This is a genomic window from Thermoplasma acidophilum DSM 1728 (assembly GCF_000195915.1).
Lineage (GTDB): Archaea > Thermoplasmatota > Thermoplasmata > Thermoplasmatales > Thermoplasmataceae > Thermoplasma > Thermoplasma acidophilum.
Genome location: NC_002578.1, coordinates 152,887 through 172,584, shown reverse-complemented (window position 1 = coordinate 172,584; position 19,698 = coordinate 152,887). Strand labels below are relative to the sequence as shown.

The following is a 19,698-nucleotide window of genomic DNA, read 5'->3' as shown; positions in this document are numbered from 1 at the left end:
AATGTCTTTACCTCCTACGGCGATCTATGTAGAAGACAAACGCGGTTATCATGGCTCCTATAATTATGCCCGCACCAAGATAATAATCATAGTTGGCGTTTGAGGTGTACGCCTCAGTGTACTGCACCGGCTGATCACTGACAAGAATTGCGGTCTGCTGGGGTGAGGCCTTGTATCCCGGTATGCTCGGAAACTGTACCGAATATCTGCCGTTTGGCAGCAAAATCGATATTTCTGTTCCATTGGAATAGTATGCCTTTCCATCTATAACAACATACCACGAGGATCCGGCAGGCAGCCCCGTTTCTCTTATCACAACCCGGTATAACTGTTCAGGAAATGTTATGTTGACTATCTCGGAAACCCCGTTGACCGTAACGTAGCCTGAAACGGCTGTATAGTTGTTTGGAGGCGCGAACACTGAATAGGAATACGTCCCGTTTGGCAGGCTGACCGTGAGATCCTGGGATGTGGATGAGTAGAGGCTTCCAGCTATATCTAGGTACCATGTCTCATTCTTTACATAGTTTGTTGCATGGAACACTATACCGTAGGTCATAACATGTCGTGCATATACGTTCACCGTACTCATATCAGTGTATGCATATGCATATCCTGATGCATTGCTTATATATCCTGGCGGCAGAAAAACTGCATAGGTTGTGTTTCCAAAATTGAACTCTGTAATGTTTATGTATGGACCGGAGCCAACATAATAGACGCCGTCCGCAACCAGCTCCCAGCTTGTGCCTGCCGGAAGGCCATGGATCGCGAAAGACAGTTCATAGAGGAAATACACAAGTGGATGGTAATCGTATCCGCTATCTATGTAACCGCTCTCGTTCCATGGCGGCGTTATAAAGGGAGAACCCCAGTAATTTCCGCCCTCATACCCACCGCCAACTATGCTCCCATTCAGGCTGTACCCATTTACGTTGATTGTGTAATTTATTGGCTCCACTGATGATATATTCCAGTTATCGTGATACGTGGCATTGGAATCTGTATATATATTGAAATCCGGAGAAAATGCTATATCGTATTGAGTGAATGCGTTGTTGTAGATCAGGTTGCCGGATGAATCTACGAAGAGGCCGACTGTTGCGTTTCCATTTTCAGAGACGTACTGGTCAGGGAAATAATTTCCCCAGACCGTATTGTTTGCACGCGTTGAGTTCATTCCATATATGAGAACTGATGAGTAGTAAGGAGGTTGTAGATCTGAGCTTGATGCATGGAGTGAATAGAATACGTTATCGGCTATGAGATCGTTCGATGAGTTCCATACCATAAGGTTGGCTACCACGAAGCCCTTCATCGTTTCTGGGAACCATCCTGTTATGTTGAGGCCGCCTGTTATCGATACATTGGATGTTCCGTACAGGATCATTCCCATCCAGTTTGTGTTGCCCAGGCCGTGGCTGGCCAGAATGCTATCGTACTGCGATCCGTATGTTATTTCGAAAGAGCTGGCATTCTCCACATCAATATGGTATGAGGTATTGATTATGGCCAGCCCAGTGAATACAGGAAAGAGGTAATCATTCAGCACGCCGAACAGCGGATCAACTGAGACGGTCTGGCCGAATGATATTACGAAGGGGCTGATCTGGCTGCCATTGCCAGAACGCGAATAATAAAGGGCATCGCTGTAGTTCTCGATCACCACCGGTGCGTATATATCGCCGGTCTTCGAAGTACCATTCAAAGATGGCGAGGTACCGGCATCGTTGATGTATTCCGGTGCATAAAGATTCCTCAGCACAGCCAGTGAATAACTGCCCTTTGGCAGCTTGAACCTGAAGTGCGCTCCGCTATAGGGTGCCCATGATGCGGTTGAGTTGTTGAACTGCTTGCCATTGCTTACGAAAATGTAGCTTTGAGGTTCTGCAGTGCCTGATATCGTCTCTATACCACTGGAAACGTTCCACAGCCCGTAGATGAGAGATGGACCGGACTGCAGATCTGCCATGTTCCCATACCATCCGACATCGACCCCATAGGAAGTTTCCCCTGTATCAACGCCTGCATCGTATGCGGATCTTACGGTATTGAAGGCCTTCGATGTCGAATTGTACAGGTATAGGCCCATAGTACCGTTTATACCGTATACGTTGACATTGCTTCCGCCACCAGGCCCAGTTATGGCAAGCTCCGCGTCATAAAGCAGGCCCGCGGGGGATGGAGAATAACCAGATATGAGGAATCTTGCAGGGCTAGAAGCTTTTCCCGACGAGTTAAACGTGACTGCGTCATAGCTACCGGATTTCGTAATCTTTCCGTTCTCTATGCTGTAGTTAAAGTAGATGGCATCATTTCCCCCCACAAGTGAAGAGTTAAGATACAATTTCAAAGAAAATGGGAATGAGATGTTGAATGTAGGCCCAATATCGTAATAGAATACGCCAGGGACCAGCTTTCCATTTCCGTGCAGGGCGTTAGCGGTCATGTTGAAGGCTGGACTTGAAAAATTCCATACGTTGTCTATGAAGCTCAACTGGTGCGTTCTGGTAGAATATATTACCACGTTCTGCGCCCAAAATGAATACGACGAATTTCCGAATAGATCTACATCATGCGCAACTGCATTTAGCTGAACCGCAAAACTGTAAGGTTGATCATCATATAGGTAAAAAACCTGCGTGCTGTTCAGATCAACGGCACCCATTATGCCAGTTGTATTTACAGAATATGGCGTTATGGATCCACTGGAATTGAAGAGGCCAACATCAGCGACACCCATCGGTGCCGGAGCGCTGTCATAGGTCAGCGTGATGTGCCCATCTTCTGAATACTCGCTTACAGCGTTGAAATTTGGAAGAAATTCGTAGCGACTGCTCACGTTGATGCTGCCGATTCTGGATACGATGTTGGCTGCTTGCGATGAAGCGCTTATTTGCGATTCATTCTGATGAGTATTCCCGGACATCTGCTGTACAGGAAATGCCGAGAGCGTGGATCCGATAAGAGACAGGATCAAGAGAAATATGACGAGTACCTTCACTGACGTAGATAAGTAAAATGAAACAGGATATAAATTATTATTCCCCAATTTTGCGAATATCCCATCAGCAAAACTCGAGCTTGCAGAATATATGGCTTCCAGCTATCAATCCTCCCTGTCACCGCGGATGTGCAGGTCGATGGTAAGATACGGCTCAAGTCCCTTGAGTATCCTGTTTACCGCCTTCTCAAGATGTTCCTGCAGCGTGGAATATGAGATGCCGAATTCCTTAGCCATCTCGCCTATCTGCACTCTCTTTGGAGTATCGAAGTATCCCATGTGGTATGCGTTAACCAGGTACTTTAGCTGCTTGGTTGTCAACGCAGAGAGCAGTTCTGACATGGAGACGGTGTATGTATCCCTGACCAGCTCTGGCTTTATCTCTGCTTTCTTTATGACCCTGGCATCGCCGATGCTTCCGAACTCGTCGAATATCGAGAGGAAATTTTCTGATACTGGTGATATCAGCGAAATCTTCTCGTGGCCATTCTGATAGTAGACCGGAGCCTTCCACATCAGGTTCTTTGATTCCGCCTTGCGTATGGTGGAATTCGAGGCATTGCATCTGCAAACAAGCATTACAGAGAGATTTCCATTCCTCGATGTCCTGTATATGACGTGTGTATTCAGCGCCTTCTCTATTTCTGGCAGAAAATCGCTTACCTTCTTCAGATCCTCATCCTTACCGTAGAATTCAAGATAATCCACGGCAGAATTGCACCACCTGTAGAAGCTCACGTCCGGGAACAGCTTGCTGAGCCTGCAGAACGGCAGATCATTAACGAGATCGAACTCTATCTCTTCCATACCGTCACATACCGGCATCATTTATATATCTTTAATTAAGTTCATGAACATGGTGATATGAAATGGTTTCACTGATAGTGGAGCACAGATGGAAGGGAAAGAACCAGGATGAGGCGTTCAAGGTTGTCGGAAGCATCATAGACATGCAGAAGAACGGCAAGTTGCCAGCCGGATTCACACTCAAATCCGTCAACGTCATAGGCGACGAAAGGATGGCAATATGCGAGTGGGAGGCACCTAGCCTTGAGGATTTCAAGAGCCTCATGGAGAAGGTTAACCCGCCGACGAAGCACGAGATCTTTGCAACCCAGAAATTGCTGTGATAGTATATTTATTTGAATATTAATTTTTTATTTTAAAAACTTTAATATTGTGCTTTTCCATTTTTTGTATGTATGAAGGATATTCAGTGCCCTCAGTGTGGAAATCTGGTTCCTGAGGGGACAGAACAGTGCCCAGTCTGCGGATACAGGTTCCCAGCCGTCAATGAGGATACATGGAAGGCTGCATTCGTGCGGATATTCTCAAGGCAGAGGATACTTGCAATGGTCCTCGTATTCATCGGCGAGCTTGCGCTGATGTTTGCGCTGTCAGCCCTGCCGATGTCCGGATCCACGGCGAGCCAGATCGTGGGCCAGAACGAACCTAGCCTGCAAGCCGTTCGATCGCTGCCTCTTATAGTCAGATCCTTCTCCATATTCTCTCATAACTATGAGATCGCCAGCATAGAGATCATACCGGTTATAGGGCAAATTTTCTTCATAATATCTACTTATTCAACTGCAATAGTACTGAATGCACTCGCGGTCTCACAAGGTGTTACAGGGCCATTGGCACTGCTATCGCTACTTCTCCTTCCATACTCATGGCTGGAGCTTCCATCATACGCCATAGCTTCAACTGAAGGGGGCTTCCTGATCGCCTCTCTGTTCAGGAGGTCGTTCAGAAAGGAGATAAAAACGGCGATAATAGTCTGGCTCATGGTTGGGCTGGAACTGCTCACCGCCGGTATATTCGAATCCTGGACCATAGCACTGGAAAGCTCAAAGAACCTGGGAATTCTTTTCATAACATGGATCCCTTACGTGATCATAATTGCGATATTCATCGTAGTGGTGCGGTATGCAGTCAGCAGGTTCAGATCTGAGATGAAAAATACAGCATAATGCGCGTCATATTCACCACTGCCAACTTTTTTAAATAGAAAGGATATATAGGGCCGTGCTAGTTATAATCGGAGACTTCATAGCCTTCGTCATTGCTATAATACTAACATTGATAATTGCTTCTGTGCCTGTGTGGATAGCCGGAAAGGTTGTTTCAAAGAGGTCTACGTTTGGCCAGGCTATGGCTGCAACGCTTCTCTCTATCATAATATTCTACATTTTCTTCTTTGTTTTTTCGCTGTTCACGCCATTTATAGGCATGATATTCGGTTTCATAGGGTCTCTCTGGGTCTTCAAGGAAGTTTACAGAATAGGATGGATAGATTCGCTTGCACTTGCGATAATCGCAATATTCATAGCAGTGGTGATATCGCTATTGCTGGGCGTTTTCCTGTTCCCTGTCATACACATAGGCATGATACACGGGCACTTTGTGGGATCGCCATACCTGAAAAATCAGATTGGCATAATAATATAGGGTGTGGTTGAATTACCCAGACTTCCGATCCTAAGAACGATCCATGTTCTTGAGTTTTTTATCTAGAACATCGGATTCGCTTGTGCTGATTTAAACCGCAGAAGCCATATGAAGCTATCTCCATGCACGCGTAGAATTTTGAATTTTTTCCGTTGTAAGAAATCCATATATTTTCACATAAGATGAGTTTTTGTCACTTACGCCAAACCAGAATTTCACCATAAATTTCAGCTTAGATCTTATGCAAAGCAATGGAAAACTTGAACCTACACAGACCTGGCCTTTTAATTTTATGACCAGATCCGCGTGGGGAGATTTAGAGATATTCATTTTCAGATGCCGCTATATGTGACCTCATCGCTTCGATCCCAGACAGCATGGCCTGGTATATGTCGTATTGATTCCGATCATGTATGCTAACATCATAGTGATCCGCGGTGTCCACTATTGTAACGCCGGCCTTTCTCGCGATATTAGCATAAGCCTTCCTTCTGGCTCTGTCAAGGCTTGTCAGACTGTATGAAGATAGGTAAACTTTGTGTTCCGCGGCGTATCTCAGGGCAAGGTCATGGTACATGTAGACGTTGGAATCTATCCATATCTCATCCTTGTCGGGAAGATCTGGATAGACAGTATCCGGCAGGCAATATATTCCGTCACCGCTGTAACGTTCACCCAGCCTCACGTCGATTCCGTATTTTTTTATTGTTCTGCCATAATAATCCAGGAGCTGCCTGAATTCCCTGGCCTTGGATGCATCGAATATGCTGTTGATCTGCCCGCCTATCCTGTCTTCCTTTTCGTATATCACAACCTTAAGGCCAGACTTTGCCGCGTAAAGCGATGCTTCAAGCCCCTTAACTCCGGCGCCAACCACGACAACCTCTCCTTTATAGATCTTCCTCGGCTCTGGAACAACGAAGTACGGATTCACCGTGCACCGCACCTCACCATACGCCAGATTCCTGCATCCCTGATTGCACCTGATGCATGGGCGGATTTCTCCCTTTCCGGTGATGATCTTCATGGGGAAATATGGATCGGCGAGCATGGCCCTTCCCACGGCTACAAAATCGGCCGCGGAAAGAACAAGATCAACGTCCTCCCTTGCAGTTATCGATCCGGCAACAATCAATGTTTTTCCTGTACTTCCCCGCAGCTTCTGAAATATATGTGCATGCGGCGAATAGAAAGATGCAGACGATCCGGGAGGTTCATTGTTTCCAGCTGAAACATGCACGTAATCTATGTTTCTGATCGATTCCGCTATCTTCATGCCATAATCAGGGCTGTAGCCATCCTCCTCATCTTCGTAAAGGCTTATGCGTATGCCAACAGGTATGTCCACCTCGGATCTGACCGCGTCAATGACTTCCTGGGCAAACCTTATCCTGTTCTCAAAGGATCCTCCGTACCTGTCAGTGCGCTTGTTCCACCATGGCGAGAGAAATTCGTCCACAAGGTATCCATGTGCCCCGTGTATCTCAATACCGTCAAAACCCGATCTTTCAGCTATATTCGCCGCCTTCCTGTATGCTGATATGACATCCTCAATATCAGAGGCATCCATCTCCCTAACGGATGGGTCGAAATTCGTTTTGGATGGGGCTATTTTGTACTCATTGATCGCCCCAATGGCCTTTGCGCCGGCATGCACCAGCTGCACAAATATCTTGGCCCCATGCGCATGGATCCTCTCAGTTAGCCTTGAGAATTTGGGTATCTGCCTCTCATCATACATGCCCATCTGGTTTCTGGAGCCTATTCCGGATCTCCTGTCAACATACGTATATTCGGTTATTATGAGGCCTGCACCGCCCTTAGCCCTCTCCTCCAGGTATGAGATGTGATTCTCGTTTGTGTTGCCGTCTGGATCGGCCATGTTCGATATCATTGGTGACATGACCAGCCTGTTCCTTATCCTCACCGTGCCTATGTAACCCGGTTCTGATGCCAAAACCAACTCCGGATCACCTCAGGGCCCTGTATATTGCCGCTATGTCCTCTTCGCCATACCCAGAATCCATCAGGTACCGGAAAAGCTGCAATGCCAGTGACGCCACTGGAAGGGCAATGCGCTTTTCTGAAGCCATCCTGTCAACTATCTCCATATCCTTCAGCATATTCTTGATTGAAAACTGGACACTGTAGTCTTCGGAAATCATCTTTGGCACCTTCAGATCCGATGTCGGAGACCTTGCACTGGAGTATTTCGTGAGCACATCTGATATGGTGCTGTCCGGAATTCCATTCTTTCTTCCGAATCGGACAGCCTCGGCTAGCGACGCCATGTAGGAGCCGAGGAATAGATTGTTCACCAGTTTCGCGTAGAGCCCTGAACCGTTGTCTCCCATATAGACAACCTGGTTTGCAGTGGCCGAGATCAGATCCCGCACTTCATCGTATCCGGATAGATCTCCACCAACAAGAACTACTAGCGCTTTCTTCTCCACAGCTATCGATGTGCCTATCACCGGCGCATCATACATCTTTCCCCCTTTTTCCTTTATCCTCTTCGCAATCTCGATGGACGTGTCAGGCGATATGGTAGACATGTCTATGAATACCTTCCCTTGAACGCCCTGTTCCATCTGTGAGTAGACTTCCTTGACGGATCTGTCGTCATAAAGCATCGTTACTATGATATCGCTATTTTTAACGGCTTCTCCGAGATCCCTGTAGAAGCCAACCTTCAGCATCGAAGCCGTATTCTTTGCCTTATCCACATTCCTGTCATATACGCCTGCAAGTTTCCCGGCCGAGGCAAAGTTGGCCGCTATCCTTGAACCCATGACACCCAGACCAACCAGAAGAACTTTTTTCTGCATGAAGCCTCCATCCATTCATGTTATACTAAAATTACCGTTCTGAAGACGGTACATATTCGGTGAGCTACTCCTCAGCCGAAGCTTCGAGCTTCTTCCTGATTCAACGACACGCGACCAATACCGTCATGATGGTATCCCGCCGGCGGTATCTCCACAGACGTAAGTTCGGACCGCATCAGCCCTATTTTTTATCGAACTTAATATTAGTATATTTATTGCTGCTTTGAGATTCCTATCAATCATTTGTAAAGTTTTCTATCAATGCGAAGTCCGTGTGTCTCATGCCTCAATATCGGAGCTTTACTGCTTTCTCCGAACCCCTAACTTTCTCATAAATGCAACCGCAGTCGTCTGGCGTTATGCAATATCACCGTTCTAAAGAATGCTGTGGCAGAAATTCCTTTAACTTAAAGTTAAATAGATATTACGTTTACTTGTAGTGCATGAGCTTTGATTCTGACGCATTCACGCAATACCGAGAGTATCTCAGGCGCAACGCCAGCAACATAAGGGACGCCATGATTATGCCAGTAGATTCTCCGCTGAGGGGTATATACAGAGAACCTTTCATGAATCGATATGCTGAACTGCCTGAACAGAATCTGGATGTGAAATCGGTCTCAATATCGGCGACTGACAGCAGCGAATTCTCCAGGGAACTTTACAGCGGGCCTTTCTTCATACTCGTACGTTCATATTCAAAGATCCAAGGCAGGGTCTATGTGGATTTCAAGTCATCGATAGCCTCTGTTACACCCGAAGAGGTCAAGAGGGAAACCATAATTATGATGGAATCCTCCGAGCACAGAAGCTTGATGAAATTGCTAGCTTCGGAATCTCCGGATATAGCCCTGGTAGACGGTTCTCTTATGGGTAGGATAGGAAGATGCCAGAACTATCAGGCTTCAATAGATGCGGATGAAGATTACTGCATGGGCCTGCGAAGCCTTCTGGAAGCTGCGGCAAAGAAGACTACGCTAGTATTTGTTTCCAAATCTACAAGATCCAGGATGCTCAGGGATACGCTGCTGGGAGAAGCAGAGCAAAACCCGCTTGTGGAGGCCGAAAGAAACAGCTGGCATTTCGATCATTACATCATAAAATCCCTTGCAGAGAAGCCTGGGTACGTGAAGCCTATGCTGGTGAATATGAACATAGGAAATATGAAGTTCGATCTCATGGTTTCCGATCTGCTGCCGAGAATGGAGGACGTTCCGATAAGGTTTGAAGTTTTCGGTGCACATGTTCCGTTCGAAACCGTGCTCCAGGTTATGATGTACGGCTATACCGGATACAAGGTGTACAACCTGTGGCTCTCCGATATAGACAACATGGTGAAGTTCAGGAAAAGCGAGGTTGAAAATGTGTATCTGAAGGAGTTTGAGAGGGTGACCGGAATACCCTTCTACGAAACCAGAGGTGAGAGGCGTGCAAGGATCAGGATATGAGATAGGATATACGGTTGGAGATAACAGATCGGAATCTTTCATGTTTGTTGTGAACCCGGAGATACAGGTTAAGAAGTGGGAATACGTCTACATTTTGGCGTATGAGGATCTTATCCTCGGAAGGGTGGAGGATCTTGTTTCCAGAAGCGATCTCCTCAACGATCGCATAGACTACAACAGTGTTAGAAAATACTCCGAGAACAGGATGAACGACAACGTGGATCTGTGCGTGGTTCGCATAATCGGGAGCGTTAAGGATGGCAAGATCTCGAGATCTCGTTATCTGATAAGGCCGGGCCAGCCTGTGTACAGGGCTGGAAAGGACGTGCTGGAGAACATACTGAAGTTTGATGATGACAGATCGCTGTTTCTTGGGCATCTGGCGGATCAGCCTGACGTCAAGGTCTTTGCAAATATAAACGGGCTGAGGAGGCATCTCGCCATAATAGCGCAGACTGGGGCTGGAAAAAGCCACACCGCTGGCGTGATAATGGAGGAACTACTGAAGAAGGGTGCATCCATCATAGTTCTAGATCCCCATGCGGATTACGTGCTAATGAAGAACAGCCAGAACCAGATCTACAGAGACAGCATAAGGGTTTTCCGCACGCCCATGAGCACTGGGCGATACACGGACAAGCTCGGGAAGGTGGATGAATTCACCATAAGATTCCAGGATCTCAACTATGAAGAAGTTTGCGATATAATGGGCATACATGAAAATTATGTGAACCAGTCAAACGTTGTCAAAAAGATCATGGAGGAGCTGCACGGAAGAAAGGATGTTGATGAATTCATAGAGAAGAGCGAGAGCGTAGATGTTGAACACCGCATAACCGCCAGGATAAAGTATCTGCGCAGGATCAGGAACATCTTCGGATCCAGGACCACGGACATAGGCGAATACCTTGCACCGGCAAGGATGAGCGTCATCGATCTGTCCGGCCTTGACCAGAGCCTTGCAAATTATTTCGCATACAGGGTCATAAGCCAGGTATATGATGCCAAGACTGCTGGCTCGTTCGAGTATCCGGTCTTCCTGTTCATTGAAGAGGCCCACAATTTCGCTCCGCCCGAAAAGAACAGGGGCGGTGGTGCTTCCAAGATGCTATACGATCTGGTAAAGAAGATCGCAGCAGAAGGTAGGAAATTCGGCATATTCCTCGCAATAATAACGCAGAGGCCTGGCAAGATCGATCAGGATGTGCTAAGCCAGTGCAACTCACAGATAATACTGAGAATAACGAATCCTGTGGATCAGAAGGCCATCCTGGAGAGCAGCGAGAACATGAGCGCATCGCTCATGGAGGATCTGCCTTCATTGGATATAGGAGAGGCAATAATAATTGGTGAAATAGTCAAGATGCCCACGATTGCCAAGATCAGGCAGAGGGAGACGGAAGAGGGTGGCGTTGACGTTGATATAACGGAGCTGCTGAAGAAGGCCAGAGAAGAAGCTGAGAAAATGCGGGATCCATCGGCCATAAAGGACAGAACCAGAAAGCTGCTGGAGTGATATGAATGCCTAGGTTCATGCACTTTTCTGATACGCATATAGGATACAGATCCCTGACGCTGGATGAAAGGGAGCAGGACTTCTACGATGCCTTTCACGAAGCGATAGACATAGCTCTGGAAAACAGCGTTGATTTCGTAATACATACCGGAGACCTCTTCGACACATGGGTGCCAGGAAACAGAGCCATAAGGGAGTTTAGAAACGCCGTTATGAAGCTTAACGCTAGGAATATACCGATCTTCGTCATATTCGGAGACCATGACAGGCCCAGGAGGAACGGGGAGCCTGCAGCTGGTATCTTTGATTTTATGGGTGTCCATGTACTCGGCTGGGATGCCTACGAGTATGCAGTTAGAAAATTTGATGGCGAAGACGTTCTCATAGGTGGCATCTCCAACATGAAGGGATACATGAAGACTAGGCTGAAGGATGAGTACAAAAGATCGGAGAACATCGAGGAAGGCTACAGGAATCGCATACTGATGTCGCATCAGGCCATAGATCCGTTCTTCGTACCGGATCAGTGCGAGGCAAAGATGGACGATCTGCCAATGAACTTCTCCTATATAGCCATGGGGCATCTGCATGACTTCATGGAGCGGAGGATCGGGCCGCTCATATCGTATGCAGGATCAACCGAGATCAAGAGCGAGAATGAGATAAACGGCTACCTGAAGCAGGGAAAGGGTGTGAACATAGTTGACATAAGTAATGGCGAAGTTGATCTGCAGCGCATAAGGCTAAAAAGCGTAAGGCCGCAGATCAGGGTGGAGAGCGATGCGGATAACTATGTTCATGAAATTTCGGAGAAGCTTTCATCGCTGAGAGTGAAGGACAACGAAAAGAAACCGCTTGTGGGCTTAGAGATTCACGGGGATATATCCATGGAAACAGTCATGCAGGATATATCTAAGTTCGACAACGCCATATTTTCAAGGCCAAAAATAAGGAAAGATCCGAAAATACCTAACATACATACGGAGACGGCGGATCTCAGAGAATATTTTCGGGCGTACCTTGGTGATGAAAGGCTTGCGGATCTTGCCATGAAGATAATGGCACATTCCAGATCAAAGGATATCGATGGCATCATGAAGGAGATAGAGGTGCTTTACGGTGATAATAGACAGGATTCGCCTGATTAACTTCCTATCGCATGAGGACAGCGAGATATTCTTCGACACAGGTGTCAACATAATAGTAGGGCACAATGGGGCAGGAAAATCAAGCATAATCGATGCAATACGCTTTGCTCTGTTCGGAGATAAGAGGACAAAGAAGATCGAGGATATGATAAGGAAGGGCGCAAAGAGTCTGGAAGTTGAAATGGAGTTCAGGCATGGAGGGCACACCTACATAATAAGAAGATCGATAACCAGAAGATCCAAGAATCCTGAGAGCAACGCCATGATAATGGTCGATGGAAGTGCACTTTCCCAGTCGGTGAAGGACGCTAACGATTACATCGAAAAGAACATAATAACAAAGAGCAAGGACGTGTTTCTCAACTCGGTATTTTCCAAGCAGGGTGAGATGGACGATCTCATCTCAGGTGATCCTGCAAGGAGAAAGAAGCTGCTGGATGAGATACTTGAGATAGAAAAGCTGGAAGAAACGTACGATGTTCTCAAGGACGTTATCGATTCCCTGCAGGCCGGTATATCGAACCTGGATTACCTTATATCGGAGAACGAAAGAGATAGAGACGATCTTCGCAGGTATCAGGATGATGTGGCTGAATTATCCAAGCAAATAGATCAGGAAGAGGCCATAGAATCAGATCTATTAAGAAAAAAGGAGGAGGCGAGCGCAGAGTACAACGCTGTCAGCAAGGAACTCATTATGCTTGATGCGACGCTTAAAAACATGATGTCGCTTAGTGATGAAGCCAATAGGTACGAAGAAGAAATCAGAAAGATCGATGGCAAACTACAGGAAATATCAGGATCGACGGAGAGATACAATGAGATAACGTCATCCAAGGTGTATGCAAGCAGGGAGAGGATCAGGGGCTACTGGACCGACAAGGGGCAGATCATCGACTACCGAAAGATGCTCAAGAACATCGACGGCCAGGTACAGAGCTACGAGGATAACATGAAGAAGGCCGCAGAACTCCAGGCTGATCATGATCAGTATGAGATAATGCAGAGAAGGATGGACGAGATAAAGCATGAGCTGGATGATCTGCGCACCTATGAAAGCAAGTACGTTTCTCTCATTAACGAAATAGAACAGAAAAAGAAGAAGAGGGAAGAATACAGGAAGAAGCAGAAGGATCTCGGAGATGAGATATCGCGGACTCTGGGAAGGGCGTTCGCAAATGCGAGCGAACTGGTAGCCATATACGAAGAAATACGCAGGGATATCGATGAAATAAACACGGATCTGGGCAATCTTCAGGTAAAGATAGGGGCGCTTCGCCAGAAGGAGGAAGAGATCCGCAGGAACATGAATATGCTTGAAGGGCACAATAAGTGCCCGGTCTGCGGCACGGATCTTGGCGATGAAGGATCGAGGAGGATACGCGAACACTATTCGGAAGATCTGAACAGGCTGAACGAAGAGATAGATCATCTTGAACGTGAGGCGTCTGCAATCGATGAGAAGAAGCGGCAGCTCATATCCATGGAGTCGTATCTAGCGAAAGGCAAAATTAGGGAATACGAGACGTATGATAGGCAAATGAAGGATCTCGAAGCACAGATAACTGATGACGAAAATTCCCTTTCTACAATTGCATATAAGCACACGAAGTATGAACAGCTTGATGAAGAGTATAGATCGATGCATCTCGAGGATCTAAGGCAGAAGTATACTGATTGGAACAATGCGATGGCCGTAATATCCAACATTGGAGATATAGAGGCCTTGAGAAAGCAGAAGGATGAAGTTTCCAAAAAGCTCAAGGATGCAGAGGATAGGACGCATGAGATCGAAAGCGAATTTCCTGATATCAATTCGTATACGCCCTCCTATATCGGCAAGATCGAGGATGAGGTCAGGCTGCTTGAACCACAGATCAAGCTGGCCGAAGACCTGAAAAGGCAGAGGGAAACGCTCAGAGAAAAGGTCAAGGATCTCAGATCTAGATCCGCAGGCATGGATGAGATTCAGAAACGCAAAAATGAATTGTCAGTTAAGGCGAGTGAGTCAGAAACGCGCCTCAAGTATGTAGAAGGGCAGATCCAGGCCACGTTGTCCTCACTATCTGGTAAAAGATCAAAGGTTGAAACGCTGAGATCACACGTGTCTGAAATCGAACAAAGGATCAGTGATAGAGAACGCGATATTGAAAGGATGAAGAAAATCGAGAAAGCCATAAATGATGTGAAAAGAATAAGAGAGGCTTTCGGAAAGAACGGTGTTCCTGCCATGATAAGGCAGAGCGTTTCCGATTACCTGACTGCGAAAACACGTGACTACCTGTCTAGCTTCGATCTTGATTTTGACGACATATCCGTGGACCAAGACTTCAACGTGACGGTATACAGGGGCGGTGTTCCAGAGGGCATAGATTCGCTCAGCGGAGGCGAAAAGACAGCTGTAGCATTTGCCATAAGGGTGGCGGTTGCGCAGTTTCTTAATGCAGATCTTAGCCTGCTCATTCTCGATGAACCAACGGCGTTTCTTGACGAGGAGAGGAGGAACAGCCTTTCGGATATAATAGAGTACACGCTCAAGGACAGCTCGGTGATACCGCAGGTTATAATCATTTCGCACCACAGGGAACTGCTTGCCAGTGCAAATGTGGCGATAGAGGTGAAGAAGATAGGTGGAAGATCCGTTGTTTCAAACGCCGATTAGATCGCGGAAATTCCACCATCGTTCCTTCGGACACCGCGGATGCAGAATGATGCCGTTGTTCGATGGGCAAATCCATAATAATGATAGAATACGTTCACAGGCAGATAACCGTTAAATAGTGATCAGATATTCCTCAAATCCGTGATGCATTGCCCGATAACAGGTGGTTCGCCAGCTATCTGATGTCCAGCATGGCCTCTGGCATCACAAACCCAATGATACCCCTTTTTGTGGTCGTGTATCTTCATTCCAACGTCTTCTTTGTGGGCCTTGCATCAGCGGTATCTTCAGCAGCATCCGTGCCGGCACTCATATTATGGGGCGATCTCTCCGATGCGGTATCGAAGAGGAAGATCTTTGTCCTCATAGGATTCTTCGGTGCTTTCGTCTCATTCCTGCCCATAGTGTTCGTTCACAGCATATACCAATACCTTGCAATACTCATCACGTTTCAGGTTCTGGCTATGGCCAGCGTTCCGGTATCCACCATCATGCTTCTGGAGCAGAACGACAGATCGGTATGGCCGCAGATAATATCGAAGTTCAGTATGGTATCCGGTATAGGATCCGTGCTTGGCCTGGGCCTTGGTACCGCGCTGATAACATTCTACTACAGCCCATCGGATCTTCCATACGTATACATCGTGTCCTCTGCGGTCTACCTGATCGCCGGTATTATGGCCCTGAGGTTCATACATGAACCCAGAAGAATACTCAACAGGAACGCCATACAGGCAAACACATTCAGGATCATAGAGAGGCCGCGATATTTTCCTGTCGCCGTAATACACTATCTGCGGCTAAACGGAAAAAACAACGGGCACAGACTGGATAGGAACCTTGTGCTGTTCATAGCGATGACAGCCTTCCTGATGTTCGGATTTCAGATCTTCTTCGTACCGTACCCGGTCATGGTCATAGACTTCGGAGCCAACAACACGCTGATCTTCCTCATGTACATGTTCAACTCTGCATTCTCGACCGTATCCTTCATATTCTCTGGCCGCATTGTAAACAGGATAGGGGGAAAGACATCACTTTTCCTCGCCGTAACGACTCGTATAATGGTCTTTGGCCTCTCATCGCTTATACCAAACATATCTTCAAGGGATCTGGCCATCATATCGGCGGTCAGCATCTATTCATTCCTTGGTGGCATCTGGAGCATAATAAGCGTGAGCCAGACAAATTATGTGTCAAAAAACGCGACACAGCAGACGAGAGGTAAAGCCATTGGGCTCTACAACTCGCTCCTCGGCGTTGGCCAGATATTTGGCGGCCTTGTATCTGGAGAGGTCACCACGCTCTTCGGCTATTCGATAGATTACATTATGGCCGCGGCCGTGATAACAATAGGAATGGTAATAATATTGAGGATATACAGGGGAGAAAGACTGTTCTTGACAGGGATGAGGCCAATGGCCAAGGCTTAAAATACGACGTTCTTTACGTTGTTGAAACAGGCATTGTACGTATTACACTATACTCATGCTACCCCTGTACTTCTCCCTGTCTATCTTTATTCCGTTCGGCGTTATCATTATCATATTCTTGGAGACCTTGGCCACATCGCCGTTTATCTCCTTTCCTATGCTTGCGCACTTCTCCAGGATGCGCCTGGATGATACCTCGTCTGTAACGCCGGATATGTCCACCATCAGTATATTTCCATTGTATATGAAACGGCTGGCGTCCAGCAGATCCTCATAAGTGTAGATCTCTGCAACCTTGACCAGCTTCTGATCCTCCGGCGAATTCTCCGGGGGATACCTAGCAAGATCTATGTACTTGATCCTTCCATCGTTTTTCTTCTGGTCTGCCTTCTTTTTGAAGAGCATGATCAAAGATCTGCTGCATGTATTTAAATTTAGCACCCTGCAAACGGTACGCGTTACACAAATACTGCGAAAAACGAAGTTAATTGGCTATATTTATATATGACGCATATATGCCAGTGATTTAGACAACACTTGAATACGCACAGCTTTCATTTTAAAAATACGTCGATAATCGCTAACCATGGATTCGATTTGCTAAAATACTACGCTTCCTACAACCTTTTCGCGTTCGCGAACGGCATGTTCGGCATTTTCATAAATATCCTGTTTTTTACAAGATTCAGCCTGCTGAGCGTGATGGAGTATCAGGCAGCAATACAGACCACGCAGACGATCATGTTCATCCTATCTGGGTACATGCTCAGAACGACGAATGCAAGAACGCTTTTTTCCATAGGAACCGTGATGAGGTCATTCATCATTTTCGGCATGGTATTCCTAAAGGGGCCATTTTATGTTCCGTACACCTTCGGCCTTCTGTACGGTATACCTTCCGGCGTGTTCTGGGCCGGCAACAACACGTTAAGCCAGGCCATAACCAGAAAAGTGAACAGATTCAACTTTCTCTCCACAAACTCAGCCATATCAAACCTTGCGGGCCTTCTTGCACCCCTGATAGCCGGATTCATTGTATCCGAATCTCCAGGAGCGGGGATAGCACGATACAGGATCGACTTTGTAATTTCAGCGTTGCTGCTCATAGCTGCAGGCCTCATCGCTATGACAATAAGGGAGACTGGTGAGAGAAGGAAGAGCTTCGGCATCAGGGATACCGTGATCGATAATCCAGACTATCTGAGATTCAAGATCTACTTCTTTCTATCGAACATGCTCACCATCGCGATATCCACCTTCACACCGGTTTACATATTTTATCTCACGCACAGCTACATCATTGCCGGTCTCTTTGGCACGTTCTTGGCAATAATAGCGGTATCATCAAACCTATCCTCCATATACCTGCAGAAAAGGATCGGATCATCATACAGGATCCTGATCGCAATAACCATCGCTGCATCAATCCTCTACGCTGTGCGCGGATCATTTGCTACAATTGCTGTATTTGCCGCATCAGGCATCATATCGTTCCTAATGACACCGCTGGGAAACGCCGCGATGTCAAGCTTCATGAACTTCCTGGACAGGATCGAGTATTCATCCGGTTACTGGATAAACAGAGAATATTACCTTGTCTCAGGCAGGATAGTCACCTTTCTCATACTTTCCGTCATTTCAATAGCCGGATCATCCGTCTACGATTACGCGTTGGCGATTCCGGCGCTTTCATTCACCGTTATCGGATATCTAAAGATCCTCAAATGATCATTCTGATACACGTTTCACGAAGAGGGCAAAGAGATTGTGGAAGCCATCATGCCATGTCTTGAGCTTCGGCTTTGTTATCCTGACACCGTATCTTATCGGTATCTCCATGAATACTCCGTGGCGTACCGCTTCTATCTTGATATTCTGAGAAAAGGACATGCCGTTTCCAAGGTTCTTCATCTTTCTGTAGATCTCCGATCGGAATACCCACATACCGCTCTGAGAATCAACCATCCTAACCTTGAAGAGAATACGTATGGTGAGGTTGAGCACCATATTGCCAACGTAATGAAGAGTGGTATAATTTTTGCTTGTTCTGAACGTGATCCTGTCGCATGAGATGAAATCCACGCGGTCCGCAATCAACAGCTCGATGAGCGGTTTTACAACATCGGTCGGATAGGTACCGTCTCCATCCATGCACACTATGATCTCTCCGGATGCTGCCGGTATGCCTGTCTGATAGGCGCGTCCATATCCTCGCCTTGGCTCCTCTATAACCCTTGCACCCTTTGATCTCGCTATCTCCCTGGTCCTGTCTGTTGAATTCGTATCCACGACGATTATCTCTGAATTCGGAAATTCCGAACGTATACCGTCTATAACCGAACCTATGGTACCTTCCTCGTTTATAGTTGGAATAACGAAGCTGACCTTGCTGTCATCGATCATCATAGACACACACTCTCAACATCACTGCCCTGTACCAAGATGGCGTGCTTTCCGCGCATTGGAGCCAATACCGCACTTACCACTTATGGAAAGGCATTTTTAAGATCAAACAATGTCTGAATTTAAACTTATGCTCCTGGAGAAAGGCTGAAATCAGCCATAACGGGCTTCCATCGATAAACACTCTAAATTTATTTATATAAGTATCTTAATTTATAGAGATTATTTTTAAAGAAAATCAGATGATAATTATTATAAACAAGTTAGTGATGTACCATTATGTCTCTTGTAAACAAAGCGGCACCCGATTTCGAGGCTAATGCCTTTGTAAACGGGCAGATAAAGAAAGTTAGACTAAGTAGCTACAGAGGAAAATGGGTAGTTCTATTCTTCTACCCTGCAGATTTCACCTTCGTGTGCCCAACCGAGGTCGAAGGCTTCGCAGAAGACTACGAGAAGTTCAAGAAGAAGAACACAGAGGTAATATCGGTCAGCGCTGACACGGTGTACGTTCACCAGGCTTGGGTTCAGCACGACGAGAGGGTCGCAAAGGCAAAGTTCCCCATGGTAGAGGACAGGAAGGGTACCATAGCAAGGGCATACGATGTGTACAATGAGGAGACTGGCAATGCTCAGAGAGGCCTGTTCATAATAAACCCGGACGGAATCGTCAAGTATGTTGTCATAACGGACGACAACGTTGGCAGGAGCACAGACGAGACCCTGAGGGTTCTCGAGGCTCTGCAGTCAGGCGGCCTATGCCCGGTCAACTGGCATGAGGGCGAACCAACCATAAAGGTCTGAA

At 46.7% G+C, this 19,698-nt stretch carries 16 protein-coding genes; 10 read left to right on the top strand and 6 right to left on the bottom strand.

What is annotated here, in order from left to right; genetic code table 11:
• Positions 1-7: 7 nt before the first annotated feature.
• Together TA_RS00845 and TA_RS00840 are read right to left on the bottom strand one after the other, a co-directional pair.
• A complete protein-coding gene (locus tag TA_RS00845) occupies positions 8-3,004 on the bottom strand; it encodes a thermopsin family protease (RefSeq protein WP_010900594.1) in 2,997 nt (998 codons plus the stop codon).
• Between the two features lie 105 nt (positions 3,005-3,109).
• The gene (locus TA_RS00840) at positions 3,110-3,811 is read right to left on the bottom strand and encodes a helix-turn-helix domain-containing protein (RefSeq protein WP_156778454.1); all 702 of its coding nucleotides are present in this window, start codon (positions 3,809-3,811) and stop codon (positions 3,110-3,112) included.
• Between the two features lie 62 nt (positions 3,812-3,873).
• Here TA_RS00840 and TA_RS00835 point away from each other — a divergent pair, with 62 nt between their 5' ends.
• From TA_RS00835 to TA_RS00825, 3 genes are all read left to right on the top strand, one after another.
• On the top strand, positions 3,874-4,134 hold the full coding sequence (locus TA_RS00835) for a hypothetical protein (RefSeq protein WP_010900592.1): 261 nt from the start codon (positions 3,874-3,876) through the stop codon (positions 4,132-4,134).
• A gap of 72 nt (positions 4,135-4,206) precedes the next feature.
• A complete protein-coding gene (locus tag TA_RS00830) occupies positions 4,207-4,977 on the top strand; it encodes a zinc ribbon domain-containing protein (protein WP_010900591.1) in 771 nt (256 codons plus the stop codon).
• A gap of 55 nt (positions 4,978-5,032) precedes the next feature.
• Positions 5,033-5,455: a hypothetical protein gene (locus tag TA_RS00825; protein WP_010900590.1), complete on the top strand. Its 423-nt coding sequence runs from the start codon at positions 5,033-5,035 to the stop codon at positions 5,453-5,455.
• A gap of 316 nt (positions 5,456-5,771) precedes the next feature.
• Here the strand turns inward: TA_RS00825 and TA_RS00820 are convergent, their stop codons facing one another.
• Positions 5,772-7,412, bottom strand: coding sequence for an oxidoreductase (locus TA_RS00820; RefSeq protein ID WP_241761859.1), 1,641 nt, complete (start codon positions 7,410-7,412; stop codon positions 5,772-5,774).
• A gap of 13 nt (positions 7,413-7,425) precedes the next feature.
• The gene (locus TA_RS00815) at positions 7,426-8,283 is read right to left on the bottom strand and encodes an NAD(P)-dependent oxidoreductase (RefSeq protein WP_048162225.1); all 858 of its coding nucleotides are present in this window, start codon (positions 8,281-8,283) and stop codon (positions 7,426-7,428) included.
• A 443-nt stretch (positions 8,284-8,726) separates the two neighbouring features.
• Between TA_RS00815 and TA_RS00810 the strand changes: the two genes are divergently transcribed.
• From TA_RS00810 to TA_RS00790, 5 genes are all read left to right on the top strand, one after another.
• Positions 8,727-9,731 (top strand): DNA double-strand break repair nuclease NurA, encoded by a 1,005-nt coding sequence (locus tag TA_RS00810; protein ID WP_010900587.1) that lies wholly within the window; start codon positions 8,727-8,729, stop codon positions 9,729-9,731.
• Positions 9,712-11,247 carry a helicase HerA domain-containing protein gene (locus TA_RS00805; RefSeq protein WP_241761858.1) on the top strand — a complete coding sequence of 512 codons (1,536 nt, stop codon included), beginning with the start codon at positions 9,712-9,714 and terminating at the stop codon, positions 11,245-11,247. Before TA_RS00810 ends, TA_RS00805 begins: the two co-directional genes overlap by 20 nt.
• Positions 11,248-11,252: 5 nt before the next feature.
• Positions 11,253-12,395, top strand: coding sequence for a metallophosphoesterase family protein (locus tag TA_RS00800; protein WP_241761857.1), 1,143 nt, complete (start codon positions 11,253-11,255; stop codon positions 12,393-12,395).
• A complete protein-coding gene (locus TA_RS00795) occupies positions 12,367-15,057 on the top strand; it encodes a DNA double-strand break repair ATPase Rad50 (RefSeq protein ID WP_010900584.1) in 2,691 nt (896 codons plus the stop codon). The genes TA_RS00800 and TA_RS00795 overlap by 29 nt, the downstream gene beginning before the upstream one ends.
• A gap of 149 nt (positions 15,058-15,206) precedes the next feature.
• Complete coding sequence (locus TA_RS00790; RefSeq protein ID WP_010900583.1) at positions 15,207-16,490, top strand: MFS transporter; 1,284 nt, start codon at positions 15,207-15,209, stop codon at positions 16,488-16,490.
• Between the two features lie 42 nt (positions 16,491-16,532).
• On the opposite strand, the gene sepF is transcribed toward TA_RS00790, so the two are convergent.
• The gene (sepF, locus tag TA_RS00785) at positions 16,533-16,895 is read right to left on the bottom strand and encodes a cell division protein SepF (protein WP_010900582.1); all 363 of its coding nucleotides are present in this window, start codon (positions 16,893-16,895) and stop codon (positions 16,533-16,535) included.
• Between the two features lie 192 nt (positions 16,896-17,087).
• Between sepF and TA_RS00780 the strand changes: the two genes are divergently transcribed.
• On the top strand, positions 17,088-18,218 hold the full coding sequence (locus TA_RS00780; RefSeq protein WP_241761856.1) for an MFS transporter: 1,131 nt from the start codon (positions 17,088-17,090) through the stop codon (positions 18,216-18,218).
• On the opposite strand, the gene TA_RS00775 is transcribed toward TA_RS00780, so the two are convergent.
• A complete protein-coding gene (locus TA_RS00775) occupies positions 18,219-18,896 on the bottom strand; it encodes a glycosyltransferase family 2 protein (protein WP_010900580.1) in 678 nt (225 codons plus the stop codon). It abuts the gene before it with no gap.
• A gap of 276 nt (positions 18,897-19,172) precedes the next feature.
• On the opposite strand from TA_RS00775, the gene TA_RS00770 reads away from it, so the two are divergent.
• Entirely contained in the window at positions 19,173-19,697 is a 525-nt protein-coding gene (locus tag TA_RS00770) for a peroxiredoxin (protein WP_010900579.1), read from the top strand.
• Position 19,698 lies beyond the last annotated feature (1 nt).

What these genes read in the sequence shown, in the direction of transcription:
- TA_RS00770 (WP_010900579.1), top strand. Translation starts at nt 19,173, where the DNA reads ATGTCTCTTGTAAACAAAGCGGCACCCGATTTCGAGGCTAATGCCTTT.
- TA_RS00835 (WP_010900592.1), top strand. Translation starts at nt 3,874, where the DNA reads ATGGTTTCACTGATAGTGGAGCACAGATGGAAGGGAAAGAACCAGGAT.
- TA_RS00800 (WP_241761857.1), top strand. Translation starts at nt 11,253, where the DNA reads ATGCCTAGGTTCATGCACTTTTCTGATACGCATATAGGATACAGATCC.
- sepF (WP_010900582.1), bottom strand. Translation starts at nt 16,895, where the DNA reads ATGCTCTTCAAAAAGAAGGCAGACCAGAAGAAAAACGATGGAAGGATC.
- TA_RS00810 (WP_010900587.1), top strand. Translation starts at nt 8,727, where the DNA reads ATGAGCTTTGATTCTGACGCATTCACGCAATACCGAGAGTATCTCAGG.
- TA_RS00840 (WP_156778454.1), bottom strand. Translation starts at nt 3,811, where the DNA reads ATGGAAGAGATAGAGTTCGATCTCGTTAATGATCTGCCGTTCTGCAGG.
- TA_RS00775 (WP_010900580.1), bottom strand. Translation starts at nt 18,896, where the DNA reads ATGATGATCGATGACAGCAAGGTCAGCTTCGTTATTCCAACTATAAAC.
- TA_RS00830 (WP_010900591.1), top strand. Translation starts at nt 4,207, where the DNA reads ATGAAGGATATTCAGTGCCCTCAGTGTGGAAATCTGGTTCCTGAGGGG.
- TA_RS00815 (WP_048162225.1), bottom strand. Translation starts at nt 8,283, where the DNA reads ATGCAGAAAAAAGTTCTTCTGGTTGGTCTGGGTGTCATGGGTTCAAGG.